At 44.0% G+C, this 14,953-nt stretch carries 9 protein-coding genes, 14 tRNA genes and 1 rRNA gene; 1 reads left to right on the forward strand and 23 read right to left on the reverse strand.

Annotated elements, in window-relative coordinates; genetic code table 11:
• Positions 1 to 77 precede the first annotated feature (77 nt).
• The 5 genes from ACFOGI_RS09205 to ACFOGI_RS09225 form a co-directional block, all read right to left on the reverse strand.
• On the reverse strand, positions 78 to 497 hold the full coding sequence (locus tag ACFOGI_RS09205; RefSeq protein WP_390271676.1) for a Zn-ribbon domain-containing OB-fold protein: 420 nt from the start codon (positions 495 to 497) through the stop codon (positions 78 to 80).
• A gap of 2 nt (positions 498 to 499) precedes the next feature.
• Positions 500 to 1,666, reverse strand: coding sequence for a thiolase C-terminal domain-containing protein (locus ACFOGI_RS09210; protein WP_390271677.1), 1,167 nt, complete (start codon positions 1,664 to 1,666; stop codon positions 500 to 502).
• A gap of 41 nt (positions 1,667 to 1,707) precedes the next feature.
• On the reverse strand, positions 1,708 to 3,294 hold the full coding sequence (locus tag ACFOGI_RS09215; protein WP_390271679.1) for an AMP-binding protein: 1,587 nt from the start codon (positions 3,292 to 3,294) through the stop codon (positions 1,708 to 1,710).
• Between the two features lie 21 nt (positions 3,295 to 3,315).
• The gene (locus ACFOGI_RS09220; protein WP_390271681.1) at positions 3,316 to 4,908 is read right to left on the reverse strand and encodes an AMP-binding protein; all 1,593 of its coding nucleotides are present in this window, start codon (positions 4,906 to 4,908) and stop codon (positions 3,316 to 3,318) included.
• Positions 4,909 to 5,022: 114 nt separating this feature from the next.
• The gene (locus ACFOGI_RS09225) at positions 5,023 to 6,516 is read right to left on the reverse strand and encodes an aldehyde dehydrogenase family protein (protein WP_390271683.1); all 1,494 of its coding nucleotides are present in this window, start codon (positions 6,514 to 6,516) and stop codon (positions 5,023 to 5,025) included.
• A 178-nt stretch (positions 6,517 to 6,694) separates the two neighbouring features.
• On the opposite strand from ACFOGI_RS09225, the gene ACFOGI_RS09230 reads away from it, so the two are divergent.
• Positions 6,695 to 7,324, forward strand: a complete 630-nt coding sequence (locus tag ACFOGI_RS09230) for a TetR/AcrR family transcriptional regulator (protein ID WP_390271685.1) — start codon at positions 6,695 to 6,697, stop codon at positions 7,322 to 7,324.
• A gap of 192 nt (positions 7,325 to 7,516) precedes the next feature.
• On the opposite strand, the gene ACFOGI_RS09235 is transcribed toward ACFOGI_RS09230, so the two are convergent.
• The 18 genes from ACFOGI_RS09235 to rrf all read right to left on the reverse strand — a co-directional run bounded on the left by ACFOGI_RS09235 (position 7,517) and on the right by rrf (position 14,771).
• Positions 7,517 to 8,500 (reverse strand): tRNA dihydrouridine synthase, encoded by a 984-nt coding sequence (locus ACFOGI_RS09235; RefSeq protein WP_390271687.1) that lies wholly within the window; start codon positions 8,498 to 8,500, stop codon positions 7,517 to 7,519.
• Between the two features lie 243 nt (positions 8,501 to 8,743).
• Positions 8,744 to 10,042 (reverse strand): hypothetical protein, encoded by a 1,299-nt coding sequence (locus tag ACFOGI_RS09240; protein ID WP_390271689.1) that lies wholly within the window; start codon positions 10,040 to 10,042, stop codon positions 8,744 to 8,746.
• Between the two features lie 3 nt (positions 10,043 to 10,045).
• A complete protein-coding gene (locus ACFOGI_RS09245; protein ID WP_390271691.1) occupies positions 10,046 to 12,856 on the reverse strand; it encodes an AAA family ATPase in 2,811 nt (936 codons plus the stop codon).
• 424 nt (positions 12,857 to 13,280) lie between these two features.
• Positions 13,281 to 13,362, reverse strand: a tRNA-Leu gene (locus ACFOGI_RS09250).
• 14 nt (positions 13,363 to 13,376) lie between these two features.
• Positions 13,377 to 13,447 (reverse strand) — tRNA-Cys (locus ACFOGI_RS09255).
• Between the two features lie 15 nt (positions 13,448 to 13,462).
• Positions 13,463 to 13,537 (reverse strand) — tRNA-Gly (locus ACFOGI_RS09260).
• A gap of 4 nt (positions 13,538 to 13,541) precedes the next feature.
• Positions 13,542 to 13,616 (reverse strand) — tRNA-Gln (locus ACFOGI_RS09265).
• 6 nt (positions 13,617 to 13,622) lie between these two features.
• Positions 13,623 to 13,695: transfer RNA gene (locus tag ACFOGI_RS09270), tRNA-His, on the reverse strand.
• Between the two features lie 13 nt (positions 13,696 to 13,708).
• Positions 13,709 to 13,782: transfer RNA gene (locus ACFOGI_RS09275), tRNA-Trp, on the reverse strand.
• A gap of 14 nt (positions 13,783 to 13,796) precedes the next feature.
• Positions 13,797 to 13,881, reverse strand: a tRNA-Tyr gene (locus ACFOGI_RS09280).
• A 30-nt stretch (positions 13,882 to 13,911) separates the two neighbouring features.
• Positions 13,912 to 13,987 (reverse strand) — tRNA-Phe (locus ACFOGI_RS09285).
• Between the two features lie 32 nt (positions 13,988 to 14,019).
• Positions 14,020 to 14,096 (reverse strand) — tRNA-Asp (locus tag ACFOGI_RS09290).
• Positions 14,097 to 14,154: 58 nt separating this feature from the next.
• Positions 14,155 to 14,231 (reverse strand) — tRNA-Met (locus tag ACFOGI_RS09295).
• A 19-nt stretch (positions 14,232 to 14,250) separates the two neighbouring features.
• Positions 14,251 to 14,326, reverse strand: a tRNA-Val gene (locus ACFOGI_RS09300).
• 4 nt (positions 14,327 to 14,330) lie between these two features.
• Positions 14,331 to 14,405, reverse strand: a tRNA-Glu gene (locus tag ACFOGI_RS09305).
• Positions 14,406 to 14,415: 10 nt separating this feature from the next.
• A tRNA-Ser gene (locus tag ACFOGI_RS09310) sits at positions 14,416 to 14,507 on the reverse strand.
• Between the two features lie 3 nt (positions 14,508 to 14,510).
• Positions 14,511 to 14,585: transfer RNA gene (locus tag ACFOGI_RS09315), tRNA-Asn, on the reverse strand.
• Between the two features lie 70 nt (positions 14,586 to 14,655).
• A 5S ribosomal RNA gene (gene rrf, locus ACFOGI_RS09320) occupies positions 14,656 to 14,771 on the reverse strand.
• Positions 14,772 to 14,953 lie beyond the last annotated feature (182 nt).

Below are 14,953 nucleotides of genomic sequence, written 5' to 3' on the forward strand. Positions count from 1 at the left end.
AAAAAGTTAATGGGATTGCTTATATGAAAAAAATGGAACACCACCAGATGAATAGTAAACTTGCTCATCACATAAAGTCAGTCAGATTCCATCGGTCTGAATTTCGGAATGGTTATTTCATCGGACCAATCCTCGAAGGCGACCTTTACCTCCTGGCCGACCTTGACGTCATCCGGCCTGCAGCCTATGACATTGCTCATCATCGTCGGGCCTTCATCCAATTCAATAATGGCCACCACATACGGTATGTCTTTGGCATATGCCGCTGAAATGGCTTGGTGCATGATGGTGTAAGTCTTTACCTTTCCCATGCCAGAAGCCTTCACCCACTCCACATCCCTCGACATACACTCCGTACACATAATCCGTGGATAAAATTGATGATGGCCGCATTCCCTGCACTGTTGGATGAGCAACTCGTGATGCCGGCAGCCTTGCCAATAGACTTCTGTTTCCACCGTGGGCTGTGGGAAGTTTTTGCCGATATGTTCTTCCATACCTAAACCTCCCTGCCTAAAATAAGTGTGGTATGACTGGACATGATGCCACCCTGTCCATGGACAAGCGCTACATTCGCACCGGCTACCTGCCTTTCATCTGCTTCACGTCTCAATTGTGTCACCGCCTCTGTCAGATGGAACATGGAACCAGGATTGCCTGGATGACAATGGGAAAGCAACCCTCCATGCGTATTGATGGGCAGAGAACCGCCAAGTTCAATGGCCCCACTTTCTGCAAAGGCACCACCCTCCCCCTTTTCACAAAAGCCTAGATCCTCCAATTCAATGAGAACGGTTGGTGTGAAACAATCATACAGCTCAGCAACATCAATATCCCTTGGTCCGAGGCCTGCCATATCGTACGCACGCTGTCCCGAATCCTTCGCTGCTGACGTTGTCAGGCTTTGGGCTTGGCTAATATGTTCATGCCGATGCCCTTCTCCGACCCCCAATAAATAGACAGGTTGTCGTGACATGCTTTTCGCCTTCTCCGCTGATGTCAGGATTACCGCTGACCCTCCATCCGATATGAGAGAACAATCGAATAGATGAAGCGGTTCAGCGATCATACGTGAATGCACCACATCTTCCACTGTGATCAGCTCACGCTTCTGTGCTGTTGGATTCAAGTTCGCATGTTTTCTAGCTGCCACCGCAATCGCCGCATATTGCTCGGAAGTTGTCCCGAACTCGGCCATATGCGCCCTGCCAATCAGAGCGTATAATGAAGGAACAGACGGACCATAAGGGGATTCAAACTGCGGGTGGCCAGTAGAAGCCTGGGTGTTCATGGCTTTTTCCTTGGATATCCCACTCCTGAGGCTATCTGCCATCGAAATGAGCACTGTCTCACACATTCCTGTGGCAATTGCAGAAGCAGCATGGTGGAGCAGAGAAAATGTTGTTCCTCCTCCCGTCCCCACACTTAAGCAATACTTCGGATCAATTTGTAAGTACTCCGCCATCGCCTCGGAATGATAGAGAAAAGGCTCCGCCCATGAATCGCAGGTTATTATTCCATCAATCTCCTCTTTGGTTACACCCGCATCGTCCATCGCCTTTAACGCTGCGTCCACCCAAAGCTGTGTAGCGGACATATGGGGGACAACGCCTACCTCCGAATCTGCTGCACCGACAATTGCCGCCTTCCCTCGTAATGTTTCCAAGCAATACCCCCTTCCCTGAACGATTATTCTATTTTCCTCCGTCACCGCTGGACCGTATAACCGGCAGCTTCCCGATCCCATGTATCTTCGGTTATCCCTTGTTTACGAAGCTTGTACTTTTCAATTCGTTGTGAAGGGGTTCTTGGAAATTCCTCCACAAACCGTACATACCGTGGCACTGCAAAATGCGGGAGCCGTCTCTGGCAAAAATCCAGCAATTCTCTGGACGACAATTTCGTGTCATCCTTTGCTTGGACAACCGCCAATACCTCTTCCTCGGATAATTCAGAGGGAACACCAATAACTGCTGAGCCATGGACAGCGGGATGTTTATTGATCACACTCTCTACTTCAAAGGAGGATATATTCTCCCCTCTCCGTCTGACAACATCCTTCTGCCGGTCGACAAAATAAAAATACCCATCCTCATCCATCCGGCCCCGGTCCCCTGTATGAAACCATAGATTTTTCCAGGCCTTTACCGTTGCTTCTGGCATCCCATAATACCCAGAAAACAGGACAGACGGTTCTTTCGGACGCACGACAATCTCCCCAGCAGTGTTAGGTGGACATGGATTCCCGTCATCATCATGAATTTCCACTTCATAGATTGGCAGTTTTCTTCCGCATGATCCTTTTCGAAACGTTTCTGCCCGATTCACCATGGCTAAACCAATTTCTGTTGAACCGTAAGCCTCTGTTATTTTTATATTGAAACGGTCTTGGAATTCATCATAGATTTCAGATGGACAAGGGGCACCTTGAATCTGCCGGACTGGATTGTCTGCATCACCGGAGAGTTCCGGCTGCTTCAACAGGATCGTCAGCATCGACCCCATATAGGTGAAGGTGGTGATTTGTTCCCTTTTGCAAATATCCCAGAATCCTGATGCAGTAAAACGTTTATGCATCACGACATCACTTCCTGCAATCAATGCCGCAAGGATCGTCGCATATCTGGCATTTACATGATAGAGAGGGAACATAGTGAACAGCCGATCTCGCGGACCATAATCCATCAGGTCACAACAGGAGTGGGATAAAGCAAAATTAGCTCGATGGCTTAGCATTACTCCTTTTGACGGGCCAGTGGTGCCAGAGGTGAACAGAATCAGCGATAAATCTGTCGGTTTAACCGGTATATCCACGTCCCCGTCACTCGCTTCCTCCAGCATCTCTTCAAAGGAGTAAACCATTCCGTCTGTAAATGGAGTTGGATGATCTTCCCCCACCACAATGACATGCTCCAAATAATGCAATTCGTTATGAATGTCCTCGAGGCGTCCTGCCCATTCCTGATCAATCACAATTGCCTTGCATTTGGCTTGATTCAATATATAGGCGAAAAGGTCTCCACGAAGCCCGGTATTAACGGGAACTTCAACGACACCAACCCTTGTCAGTCCTAACCAGGTCTTCAGAAACTCCGGCCCATTCGGAAGCATGACCGCACATCTGTCCCCTTTCGATAGACCCAAAGAAGACATGGCATGAGCCACCTTATTTCCGCCTGAATGAAATTCCCGATAGGTCATGTCGCTCGTTTCGAATCGTATAAAACGTTGATCCGGTTTCTCTTTGGCACGGAATGCAACGATTGCACCAAAGGTTTCTGTACCGTTATACATACTCATCTCCCCTACGAAATATCATGTACGCTGTACTTTATAGCCAACCAACTCCCGGTCCCACGTATCCTCTGTCACTCCCTCGTTCCGAAGCTTATATTTTTCTACTCGTTGGGATGTGTTTCGGGGCAGTTTCTCCACAAACCGTATATAACGTGGTACGGCAAAATGAGCCATCCGCTTTTGGCAGAAATCGAGAAGCTCTTCATGCTCCAGCTCTTCTCCCGCTTTCAAGACAATGACGGCCAGCACTTCTTCCTCCGCCAGCTCTGATGGAACACCAATGATGGCAGATTCATAGATGTTCGGATGGTCATTGATCACCCGTTCCACCTCATAGGAAGAAATGTTTTCTCCCTTTCTGCGAATGACATCCTTCTTCCTGTCCACAAAGTAGAGATAGCCAGCTTCATCCATCCGACCTGTATCCCCTGTATGGAACCATAGATCCTGCCAGGACTGGACAGTGGCTTCTGGATTTCCATAGTATTCAGTAAACATGATACCCGGCTGTTTCGGTCGGACCACTATTTCCCCGCTTTGGCCAACTGGGCAAGGGAAGCCAGCTTCATCGTGAATTTCACACTCGTAGATAGATACAATTTGGCCACACGCACCTTTTCGGAACATTGCTGCAGGGTTTGTTGCAACGGTTCCAAGTTCCGTTGAGCCATACACTTCGGAGATTTCGATGCCGAATCTTTCTTGGAAATCAGGATAGATTTCAGTTGGTGTCGGCGCCCCGAATGCCTTTTTGACAGGGTTCTCAGCATCATCCGGTCGCTCCGGCTGTTTCATTAAAATTGTCAGCATCGATCCCATAAAATTAAAGGCCGTTATGTTTTCGCGACGGCAGATGTCCCAGAATCTGGAGGCCGAAAAACGGTTATGCATCACGACATCACAATCCATCAGCAAGGCAACTAATACCGTCGTATAGCGTGCATTCACATGAAATAACGGGAAAACGGTGAATAGACGGTCGTCCTCCCCATAATTCATTAGACCACAGGCCGTCTTAGCCACACTGAAGTTCGCCCGATGGCTGAGCACCACCCCTTTGGATGGACCGGTTGTACCTGATGTGAAAAGAATGACAGAAGGATCATCTGGCTGAATATCCGCTTCAACTGGCAAGGTACTGTCTTCCTGCTTTAGCAACCCGTCAAAGGAATGCCAATGGAAAGCATGGGATGTTTTTGCGACATTTTCCCCAACCACAATGATATGTTCCAAGTGAATCAATTCATCCTTCCAAGCGATGATCCGCTCGATCCACTCGCTTGAAACCACAATGGCTTTACACTCTGCTTTATTGAGGATGTATTCCAATGAATCACCCTTGAGAGCCGTATTGATCGGGACCTCGATCACACCCAGTTTTGCTAGGCCAAGCCAGATGGAGAGGAATTCCGGGCCATTCGGAAGCATCACGGCAAAGGTGTCCCCTTTACGGAGACCTAAACGCTGCGCTGCATTTGCCGCTTTATTTCCATTATCGTTCCATTCCTGATAGGTCAGGCTTTCCTGTTCAAATTGAATGAAACGCTCTTGTGGTTGTTGTGCTGCTCGATATTCGACTATGGCACGAAAGGTTTCCAAGCCTTTGTACAAAAGATGCACCTCCGCAATTCAATCGGACAATAAAATTGATAGATAGATAAGGTAAGAAGACCAGCATCCGCCTTCTTACCTCATCAAATCTTTTACTTACTAAAAACACCGACCCTAGTTTAAATCGATCCAGATATTCTTCACTTCTGTATAAGCATCAATGGAAGCCATTCCATTTTCTCTGCCTAATCCGCTTTGCTTATAACCGCCAAATGGGGAATTCGGTTCGGTGATGTTGTACGTATTGACCCACACATTGCCCGTGTTCATGCCATGGGCCACTTTATGCGCCTTCTTCAGATTGGTTGTACAGATGCCACCACCCAGTCCATACTCCGTTTGATTGGCAAGACGAATCACTTCATCCTCTCCATCAAATGGAATGGCGGAAACGACAGGACCGAAGATTTCCTCCTGGGCGATGGTCATATCATTATTCACATTCGCCATAACGGTCGGCTTAACGAAGTAGCCATCCCGCAGATCAGCTTCCGTTGCCTCCCCACCGATCAACATCTCTGCTCCCTCTCTTTGTCCGATATCCAAGTAATTCAGCACACGCTTCTTCTGCTTAGCTGAAATCAAAGGCCCAATAACCGATGATTCATCTAAACCATTTCCTACCTTATAGTTCTTGGAGTACTCTGCTAAATCACTTAAGAAATTGTCATAGATCTTTCTTTCGATAAACAGTCGGGAACCGGCAAAGCAAACTTGTCCAGAATTCCAGAACACCGCATTGGAGGCGTTTTGAAGTGCCTGCTCATAATCCGCATCCGCAAAAATGACGTGAGCGGATTTTCCACCGAGCTCCAACGTCACCTTCTTAATGTTGACCGCGCTGTTTTGGATGATTTTCTTTCCAACTGCTGTGGAGCCAGTGAAAGCAACCTTGTCTACATCCGGATGGGAAGCAAGTGCATCACCTGCAGTGGAGCCATGACCGGTGACGATGTTCACCACACCGTCCGGGAATCCAGCCTCTTGTACAAGCTCTGCTAAACGCAATAGACTGATCGGCGTCTCCTCCGAAGGTTTAATAATGACCGTATTCCCTACTGCCAGTGGAGCAGTGATTTTCATGACGGCATTCATGAGCGGTGCATTCCAAGGAACAATTCCTGCACAAACCCCAAGCGGTTCCCTTCTTGTATAGTTGAAAACTTCGCCAGGAATGGAAGATGTATGTGTTTCTCCAGTAAGCTTTGTTGCCCAGCCTGCATAGTAGCGGAAGTTATCAGCAGCAGCACCGGCAAACCCTAAGGTAGTAGACAATGGCTGACCATAATCCAATGTATCCAGATGAGCCAATTCTTCACCGTTTGCTTCAATCAGGTCCGCCAATTTCAACATCAGCTTCGCTCTCTCATTCGGTTTCATTCTGGACCAAGGACCCTCTTCAAATGCTTTTCGTGCTGCTCGGACAGCTGCATCTACATCTTCTTTATCCGCTTCAGCTGCAGTCGTGATAACCGTCCCATCTGCTGGATTTCTGATCTCCGTCCGTTTGCCAGAAAGTGCATCCACCCATTTTCCACCAATGACCATTTTTAATGGCTTGGACGTAAATGCAGCTGCTTTCTGATTCAAAGCTACTAGAGTTGACATAAAAGCTTCCTCCTTTATGTTTTAAAAATACACAATTTTTAGTAAAATAGTAATGCACCCTTATTATAAGTGGATGGTATAACGCTTTCAATCATTAATTTCAGTGGAAATGTCTATAACTAAACAATTTCTTCTAATGTGTTCAGGAACGCTAAAATCTTATAAAAGAGGTATCTAAATGAAAAAAACGATGGATAAACGGGTGAAGCGAACCAAAAAGGAATTCCAACGTACATTATTGGCATTACTGAAGGAAAAGAGATTGGAAGACATCACGATTACGGAATTAGTGAGGGAAGCAGATTACAACCGGGGGACATTCTATATTCATTATGAACAAAAAGAGGATCTGCTTCATGAAATGGTAGAGGAAATGCTGAAAGAACTGCGCAATGCTTTTCGACAGTCCTATCAACATCTGGAAAATGAAATAAGCATCATGGAGTTATCCACGATCAGCCTGTTTGAGCATTTCCTTCATAATAAAGACTTTTATCAGACCATGCTGAGTCCAAAGGTACCCATCAATTTTCATGAGGAGATGGTTTCCTCCATGGAAAAGCATTTCAAAGAGGACATTGATTTCACATCGAACGACGTACCAGATGACATTGACCTGAAGCTCTTTTATCGTTACCGTGTCAATGGAATTATCGGATTGATCACCGATTGGATCAAAGATGACTTCCAGCAATCTAAATGTTATATGGCGGAGCAAGTTGTCAAAATAGCTACATTCAATACGGAGAAGGTATTGATCAAGAATGTGAGGCAAGCAACGGGTAGTCTAAAAGAACACAGCAGTTAGCCGACTATGTGAGATCCCCAAAATAGCAAAGGGTCAGTCCCCCACACTTTTGGCATGAGAAACTGACCCTTCTTTATGGAAGATATTTATTTGTACGGAGTGTTTCCTATTTAACTAGTAAGCGGCACTGCAACTACCGCTCCAATACTCCGCCGAGCTGTTATCATGCACAGCGGCAGTCAGCTGCAATATCTATACTAAACTGTCTTCTGCATTCTTTTCTTTAAAGCTGTCCAGCAATGCACGCACTTCATCTGTCGACTCTGTCTCCATCAATTGATTCCTTAATTCACTCGCACCTCGGAACCCTCGGACATAAATCTTGAAGAAACGGCGCAGTGGTTTGAATGGACGTGGCTCGAATTCTGTAGAATATTTATCGTGGAGGTCAAGCTGCAGCTTCAATAGATCAAGCAGTTCCTCACTGCTATGCTCTCTCGGCTCCTTTTCGAAGGCAAAAGGATTTTTAAAAATGCCGCGCCCAATCATGACTCCATCCACCCCGTATTTCTCAACGAGTTCCAGGCCAGTCTGGCGGTCAGGAATATCCCCATTGATGGTTAGCAATGTATCTGGCGCCACCTCATCACGAAGCTTCTTGATCTCCGGGATCAATTCCCAATGGGCATCCACATTACTCATTTCCTTCTTTGTACGCAGATGGATGGAAAGATTGACGATATCTTGCTCCAATAAGTGTTTAAGCCACTCACGCCACTCATCTACATACGTGTACCCGAGCCTTGTCTTCACACTGACAGGCAATCCACCTGCCTTCGCTGCTTGGATCAGCTCTGCAGCAACATCCGGACGACGGATCAGGCCGCATCCCTTCCCTTTCGGTGCCACATTCGGTGCAGGACAACCCATATTGATATCAATCCCGCGAAAGCCTTCCTTCGCCATCCCGATACTCATGTCCCGGAAGTATTCAGGCTTATCCCCCCAGATATGAGCTACCATCGGCTGCTCGTCCTCGGTAAACGTCAAACGCCCCCGCACACTATGGACCCCTTCCGGATGGCAATAGCTCTCTGAGTTTGTAAACTCCGTAAAAAACACATCAGGTCTAGCTGCCTCACTCACGACATGACGGAACACAACATTCGTCACATCTTCCATTGGTGCCAATATAAAAAACGGCCGTGGTAAATCACGCCAAAAATTATCAGTCATACCAAACTCCATTCCTTTCATGATGGTGCCACAGGACGAATCCTGTCATATCCCAAAAATAAAAAGCAGAAATGCTTCTGCTTCCTTTATACTTATACCATGGTTTAGTGCTTTTTATCAAATTGTAGTAAATGAGTATTATACCATAAAGTTACAAGATCAGGTTGGTATACCATTTTGCTAACTTAACTATAACAGTATACCATTTCTTCGTGAAGATAGACTCCTTAGCCAGCTGAGCGCCTAAAAACTAATATGCCTAACACTATTCTTAGAAACATGTCCTATCACTAGATCTTGCCCATTCCTTTCTCTTCCATCTATCCTATCAGTAAACACCATTCCCACAATTTCAACTTCATCGTTTGTATCGAGATATTCTCCATCTCTATCCTTAATCAACTTCATATAGTCAACTAACTCACGTAATCCAGTAACCGCATATTCTACTCTAGTCGTATGCTTAACCTCTCCAATGACGACCCTCTTCAATTTATTTGTTTCCTTTTCGTATATTTCAACCAACAAATCTGGTCGGCCACTCCAGTAAGTAGATGTGACAAACCCATTACCAAATAGTTCACTAGCTAGGCTCTGAGCTTCCGCCATCGAACTTAATTTACGATTAATAAATGGGTGACCATATTCTCTTACCTCATCAGTAGTTACATGGAAACCAATATTCTCTGAACCTGTGGAATCATGGTACACTTTATACAAATAGGTATCATCCTGCCATTGAGCAACCAAGTTGTTCTGGCCATCCATTAATTGCAGCTCTGCGTCTTTTCCATTTTGCTCAATCAGTTGGACAACCCAATACAGCTCAAACAGAACATCTTCCTCCTGAGGATACACAAAGGTCTCTCGCAAGAGTCGTTGTACCTCTTGCTGGTTGATATCACCGGATAAAAGCTTACGATATTGATGCAAAATAGTTGCAGCTGATCGATATAATGGATTGCGGTGTTTTAATGTATCTAAAATCATCCGGTCCGTTACATGCTTCTGTTCTGTACGAACACGGGACAAGTAGATATTCTTGTATAGTATATGATTCACGATAGGCTTTAGCGTTTCCCATTCCTTAAACCAGCTGTATCTCTTATAGTATTCGCTGTCTATTGTTCTATAAAGAATAGTATGCAACGTCTGTATCGCCTCTAGTAGGACAAGATTTTCTTTAATAGCATACGCTCGATTCCGTTCATTTACTGAAAAAATGGTTTTATTCTTGGCATTCATTCTTAATCTATCATTGATGGTTTTTGGCCAGTCAATTTGCCCTCTAATCTGACCATGATACGTATCTTGTTTTACTTTGGTCGACGTTTTAAATTTTCTAATTAGAATTGGTAAGTCACGAACAAATTCTTTCACTTCATCTTTTAGTAAAAAATGAATCTGTAGGAGCTGCTCTAGTTGAGAGATGTGTAGTTCGGTCTTCTTAATAAATGAATTGAGGCCAATTTCCCCCGATTTCAGATAGACGACTAAAAAACCGCTGATTTCTTCAATTAATTGCTCTGCACTTCGTTTCATCGATTATCCCTTCATATGGAAAAAGTCTTGAGCAAATTGTCTTAGAAGATCCACATCAATCTCAGGTAATTGGCTTACTCTCTCAATAAACTCTATAATGTCATGATCTAATAACCCTTCAAACTGCGGCAGAACATAAAGAATAATTGCTGAAGTAAAATCTGCCTCTACAGCTGTGTACTTCGCAATATCCTCGACAATTGCTGGACCGATTTGTCTGTATCCATTTATTTGCTGCCACACAAAAGCTAACTCCTCTGTATATCTGTAATCAGTTATATTCCATTTATACAAAAATGATTGTACAAGCAATGAATCAATCTGTTTAGGGACACCAACTGGAATAAAGGCAAACCTTCTCATGAACGCATAACTCATTTCATAGAGAGAAGCTTTATCCAAAGTATTCATGGTCCCGATTAAGCGCCAATCATTCGGGATAACATATTCATAATCGTTAAGAACCACGTGTTTATCTTCTCCTTGAGGACGAAGTAAGAACGATTGGCCACTTTCCGATTGAAAGTTCAATGTAATAGTATCTCCAGTCAATGCAGAAAACAGTGAACCAAAGGCTTTATCTATATCGGCTCGGTTCATTTCATCAATAATTAGCCACTTGTTGGCTGGCCTATTTGTATTGTGATCCTTGAAACAATCAAGAAACAATCCTGGATGGAAAGTCAATGTCCCGTCACTCTTTGGTCTGTATCCTCCTATTGTTTCATAGGTTGACCAATCAGACGTCGCGGTTGCCATTTTGTATGATGCATCAAAGGATGTGCATATCTCTTTTGCTAACTTCGACTTCCCTGTTCCTGGCGGTCCAATAAAGATAATATGCTTTTCATTTTGTAATGCTGTCTTCACTTGTCTTAGTAACCGTTCCTCTTCTTCAAAGTGCAAATTGTGAATAGATGGTTCCTTATCAAAAGAGATGGTCGGAATCTCTACATCAGCATTCGCAACTTGTGTTGGTTCCAGTGATAAAATTGTTTCAAATTCTGCCTTGGTCAATTCAAAAAGGCTTCCCTGTGCGCCATTTCTTATTGGAGAACTCTGTTGCAATTCCTCAACTTCAGCAATGACTTCCCAACTTATTGGTGTGATGTCCTCTACAAACCGGAAGGATACACCTTGGATTGGTTCTTTATCCTCATCATCCTCGACAACATGTAAACTTTCTGTCACTTCGCCCTGTGCGACAATTTCTTTTCTAGGAGTAGATTCATAAAAAAGGATCTTATCACCAGGCTGCGCATTCTCAAAAGCCGAAAAGACTCTCCGTTTGTTCCCTTTCTCGTTGTAAGCCGTATAATTCACCGCACCACCTTCTTTTATTTCACTTACACTCCAAATCGATGGGTTAGACGTTAACCAGAAGTACCTTTTTTCCTCAGATTCCTTTATGACAGGCTGCGCCGGAGTTGAAAATTGTGTGGATTTGTTATCCTCTCTAACCATTCCTTCTACATCTAGGTTCGAATTAAGATCATTTTCTTCGATAAAAGCGGGCAACACTTCCTCAAACTTTTGTTTTATTTTTTCGTAGTTAATTTTTTCTATGTCTGTTATTGACTCTAAATTTTCTTGTCCTCGCTTTGGATGGTTTGTTCCATAAACTAGTCCATATCGCACTCCATTTTCATCAAAAAGAACAAATAACTGCGCGGCATCTTTATGCGTCACCTTGTTGGCAGGATAGACAGCTAGCCAACTTTCCGTTCCACCAAAATTATGATTCCAATTAAACCCATTTAATACCTTATTTTCTTCTAAGTCTAAGTCTTCGATACCCTCCATTTTTTGAATAGCTTGATGAACGGTTTTCAATTCCTGGTTTACTTTTTCTTTTACTGAGTTATAAAAAACCTGGAACAAGATCGTAAAGTTAGTCCAAGCCTGTAAGATATTTCTCTCGTTCTCCTCATTTACTTGCTCTTTTATTTTTTCTAACTGTGCTACATCCAGTTCATCTGTTTCCAGATATTGATCAATCATTTTGAATCTTATTTTATTCACTTTAGTATCATTGCGATAAGCTTCTCCAGTTTTCCTAAGCGTTTCTCGGTCAAGTTCCTTTATAGCTTCAATGAATACCTGATCATTTTGCTTGTATTGATTAAGCTTATTTGCAAGCGTGTAGATATACTCCACAGCACTTTCAACTTTTGGTTGATCATATTGTGTTAGACAAAAGAAAAAGTCCTGCACATCTAGCATCGTGATAACTTTGCCTTGGCTGACTAGATGTTTGTAAACCACTAGACACATGTCATAGTAAGTTTGATAATTTTCATGTACGGGACCTAGTTTCTTGTTGATACCGAACACTTGCTTGATATCCTTAAATACTTCCTCTTTGTATAACGGAAATTTTTTATAATCATATGCCGCTAGAAGATATCCAAATAAAGGAGCCCCTAGGCTGATCTTTGAATTAAATAACTTTCCTTTATCCCGAAAGTTTTTAATTTTCTCTGCCAATGATACAGAGTGATTATGGTACAAATGATGTAACAAGTAAGCGACTTCCTCGGGGTTGGAATTCGTATAATTCAAAAGGTCACTCGTATTACTCCAATGTACAAAACTACCCTCTTGAGGATTACTCGTTTTGATTTTCTTGATAATCTCAACAATAGTATCTTTATTGATCTCAACGTTTTGGATATAGCTGTTTAATTCTGAGAGTATTTCCTGCTTGTATGCTTCATCATATAAATCTGTTTGCATGAACTCTTGATACCGTTTATATGCGATATCTAGGTAATTATCTTTTAGTACATACTTTTCTATTATTGATTGATTCATATAAACACCTCATTACTTCAGTTTCCACTTTAGAAGATACTTACACCTCATAATGCTTAGCGTTTAAGATTAGTGTACTAAACTTAAAACAATAGATGTAACTTAGTAAAAGTCGTGTTGCCTCCTTGAATAAAAGTTATTTAGATAAGGTCTTCCAACCCAATTGGTTACCCACTAGAAGTTTTGATTAAGCATTCATCTTCTTGGCACTAGACATGAATCTGTTATGCCTCATTTTCTCTTCCATTTCAGAACCAGGTAATAATTTCTTGTAAAGATATTATAAAGGCAATTCCTTATCCTTCTTTGTTTCTCATCAATTCAAGTGTAAGATATAGGAGCTTGCGTGTTTTTTTATGCTTAATTTTTTAGACGTAAAAAAAGACCTCAACCTAATCGTTGAAGTCTTTTTAATGGTTATTGATACCGGTGGTCGGGATCGAACCGACACTCCAGAAGGAACACGATTTTGAGTCGTGCGCGTCTGCCAATTCCGCCACACCGGCATATGTGCAGAACAAGGCGGTAACCGGATTCGAACCGGTGATAAAGGTTTTGCAGACCTCTGCCTTACCACTTGGCTATACCGCCACATGGAATGATTGGTGGAGCGGAAGACGGGATTCGAACCCGCGACCCCCACCTTGGCAAGGTGGTGTTCTACCACTGAACTACTTCCGCATTATGGCTGGGCTACCAGGATTCGAACCTGGGGTACACGGGATCAAAACCCGATGCCTTACCGCTTGGCTATAGCCCAATAAGGGGCGACCGGTGGGGATCGAACCCACGAATGCCGGAGCCACAATCCGGTGCGTTAACCACTTCGCCACGACCGCCATAGAAATGAAATGGCAGGGGTAGTAGGAATCGAACCCACATCAAAGGTTTTGGAGACCTTCGTTTTACCATTAAACTATACCCCTACTTGTAAAGAAGATGGTGGAGGGGGAGAGATTCGAACTCCCGAACCCTGAGGGAGCGGATTTACAGTCCGCCGCGTTTAGCCACTTCGCTACCCCTCCATCTTATATATGAATGTTTAAATGAAAAAGTGGTGGCTCGGGACGGAATCGAACCGCCGACACACGGATTTTCAGTCCGTTGCTCTACCGACTGAGCTACCGAGCCATAACTTTAAGTGGACACTTAATAGAATTAAGTGGCGGTCCGGACGGGACTCGAACCCGCGACCTCCTGCGTGACAGGCAGGCATTCTAACCAACTGAACTACCGGACCGTATTAAAATGTTTTGGATCATCAGTTGTGCTTTGCAGTATCACTATCAAAAAAAGATTGGTTGCGGGAGCAGGATTTGAACCTGCGACCTCTGGGTTATGAGCCCAACGAGCTACCAGACTGCTCCATCCCGCGATATTGATAATGAATTACATGGTGGAGGATGCAGGGCTCGAACCTGCGACCCCCTGCTTGTAAGGCAGGTGCTCTCCCAGCTGAGCTAATCCTCCATGTTGGTGACCCGTACGGGATTCGAACCCGTGTTACCGCCGTGAAAGGGCGGTGTCTTAACCACTTGACCAACGGGCCATATTAAAGGTGGCGGAGAGCGAGGGATTCGAACCCTCGAGACCGCGGTAGCGGTCTACACGATTTCCAATCGTGCTCCTTCGGCCACTCGGACAGCTCTCCATATGGCTCCACAGGCAGGATTCGAACCTGCGACCGATCGGTTAACAGCCGATAGCTCTACCACTGAGCTACTGTGGAATAGTTTTAATGAAGAATCAAACATGGTCTTGCTTGTCCTATGAAATGGGATATTCAGTTTGATCTTACTGCCTGGCAGCGTCCTACTCTTGCAGGGACAAAGTCCCAACTACCATCGGCGCTGGAAAGCTTAACTTCTGTGTTCGGCATGGGAACAGGTGTGGCCTTTCCGCTCTCGCCACCAGACAATTCGATCTTTTTTCAAGCAACCTTTTTAGTCAGTCACAAACTCTATTGTAATAGATTCGCTAGAAAAAGTCAAGGATAAATTTTATTAATATGTAATTAATTTATACCTTCAAGACTAAATAAGAGGCAATACCGTGACATCGTAAAAGAATGTAGTTAAGTCCTCGATCGATTAGTAT

It is taken from the genome of Virgibacillus xinjiangensis (assembly GCF_042643145.1).
Lineage (GTDB): Bacteria > Bacillota > Bacilli > Bacillales > Amphibacillaceae > Virgibacillus_O > Virgibacillus_O xinjiangensis.

Bases quoted from the DNA above. Each gene is read 5' to 3' on its own strand.
- ACFOGI_RS09205 (WP_390271676.1), bottom strand. From the start codon at position 497: ATGGAAGAACATATCGGCAAAAACTTCCCACAGCCCACGGTGGAAACA.
- ACFOGI_RS09215 (WP_390271679.1), bottom strand. From the start codon at position 3,294: ATGTATAACGGTACAGAAACCTTTGGTGCAATCGTTGCATTCCGTGCC.
- ACFOGI_RS09225 (WP_390271683.1), bottom strand. From the start codon at position 6,516: ATGTCAACTCTAGTAGCTTTGAATCAGAAAGCAGCTGCATTTACGTCC.
- ACFOGI_RS09230 (WP_390271685.1), top strand. From the start codon at position 6,695: ATGAAAAAAACGATGGATAAACGGGTGAAGCGAACCAAAAAGGAATTC.
- ACFOGI_RS09235 (WP_390271687.1), bottom strand. From the start codon at position 8,500: ATGACTGATAATTTTTGGCGTGATTTACCACGGCCGTTTTTTATATTG.
- ACFOGI_RS09240 (WP_390271689.1), bottom strand. From the start codon at position 10,042: ATGAAACGAAGTGCAGAGCAATTAATTGAAGAAATCAGCGGTTTTTTA.
- ACFOGI_RS09245 (WP_390271691.1), bottom strand. From the start codon at position 12,856: ATGAATCAATCAATAATAGAAAAGTATGTACTAAAAGATAATTACCTA.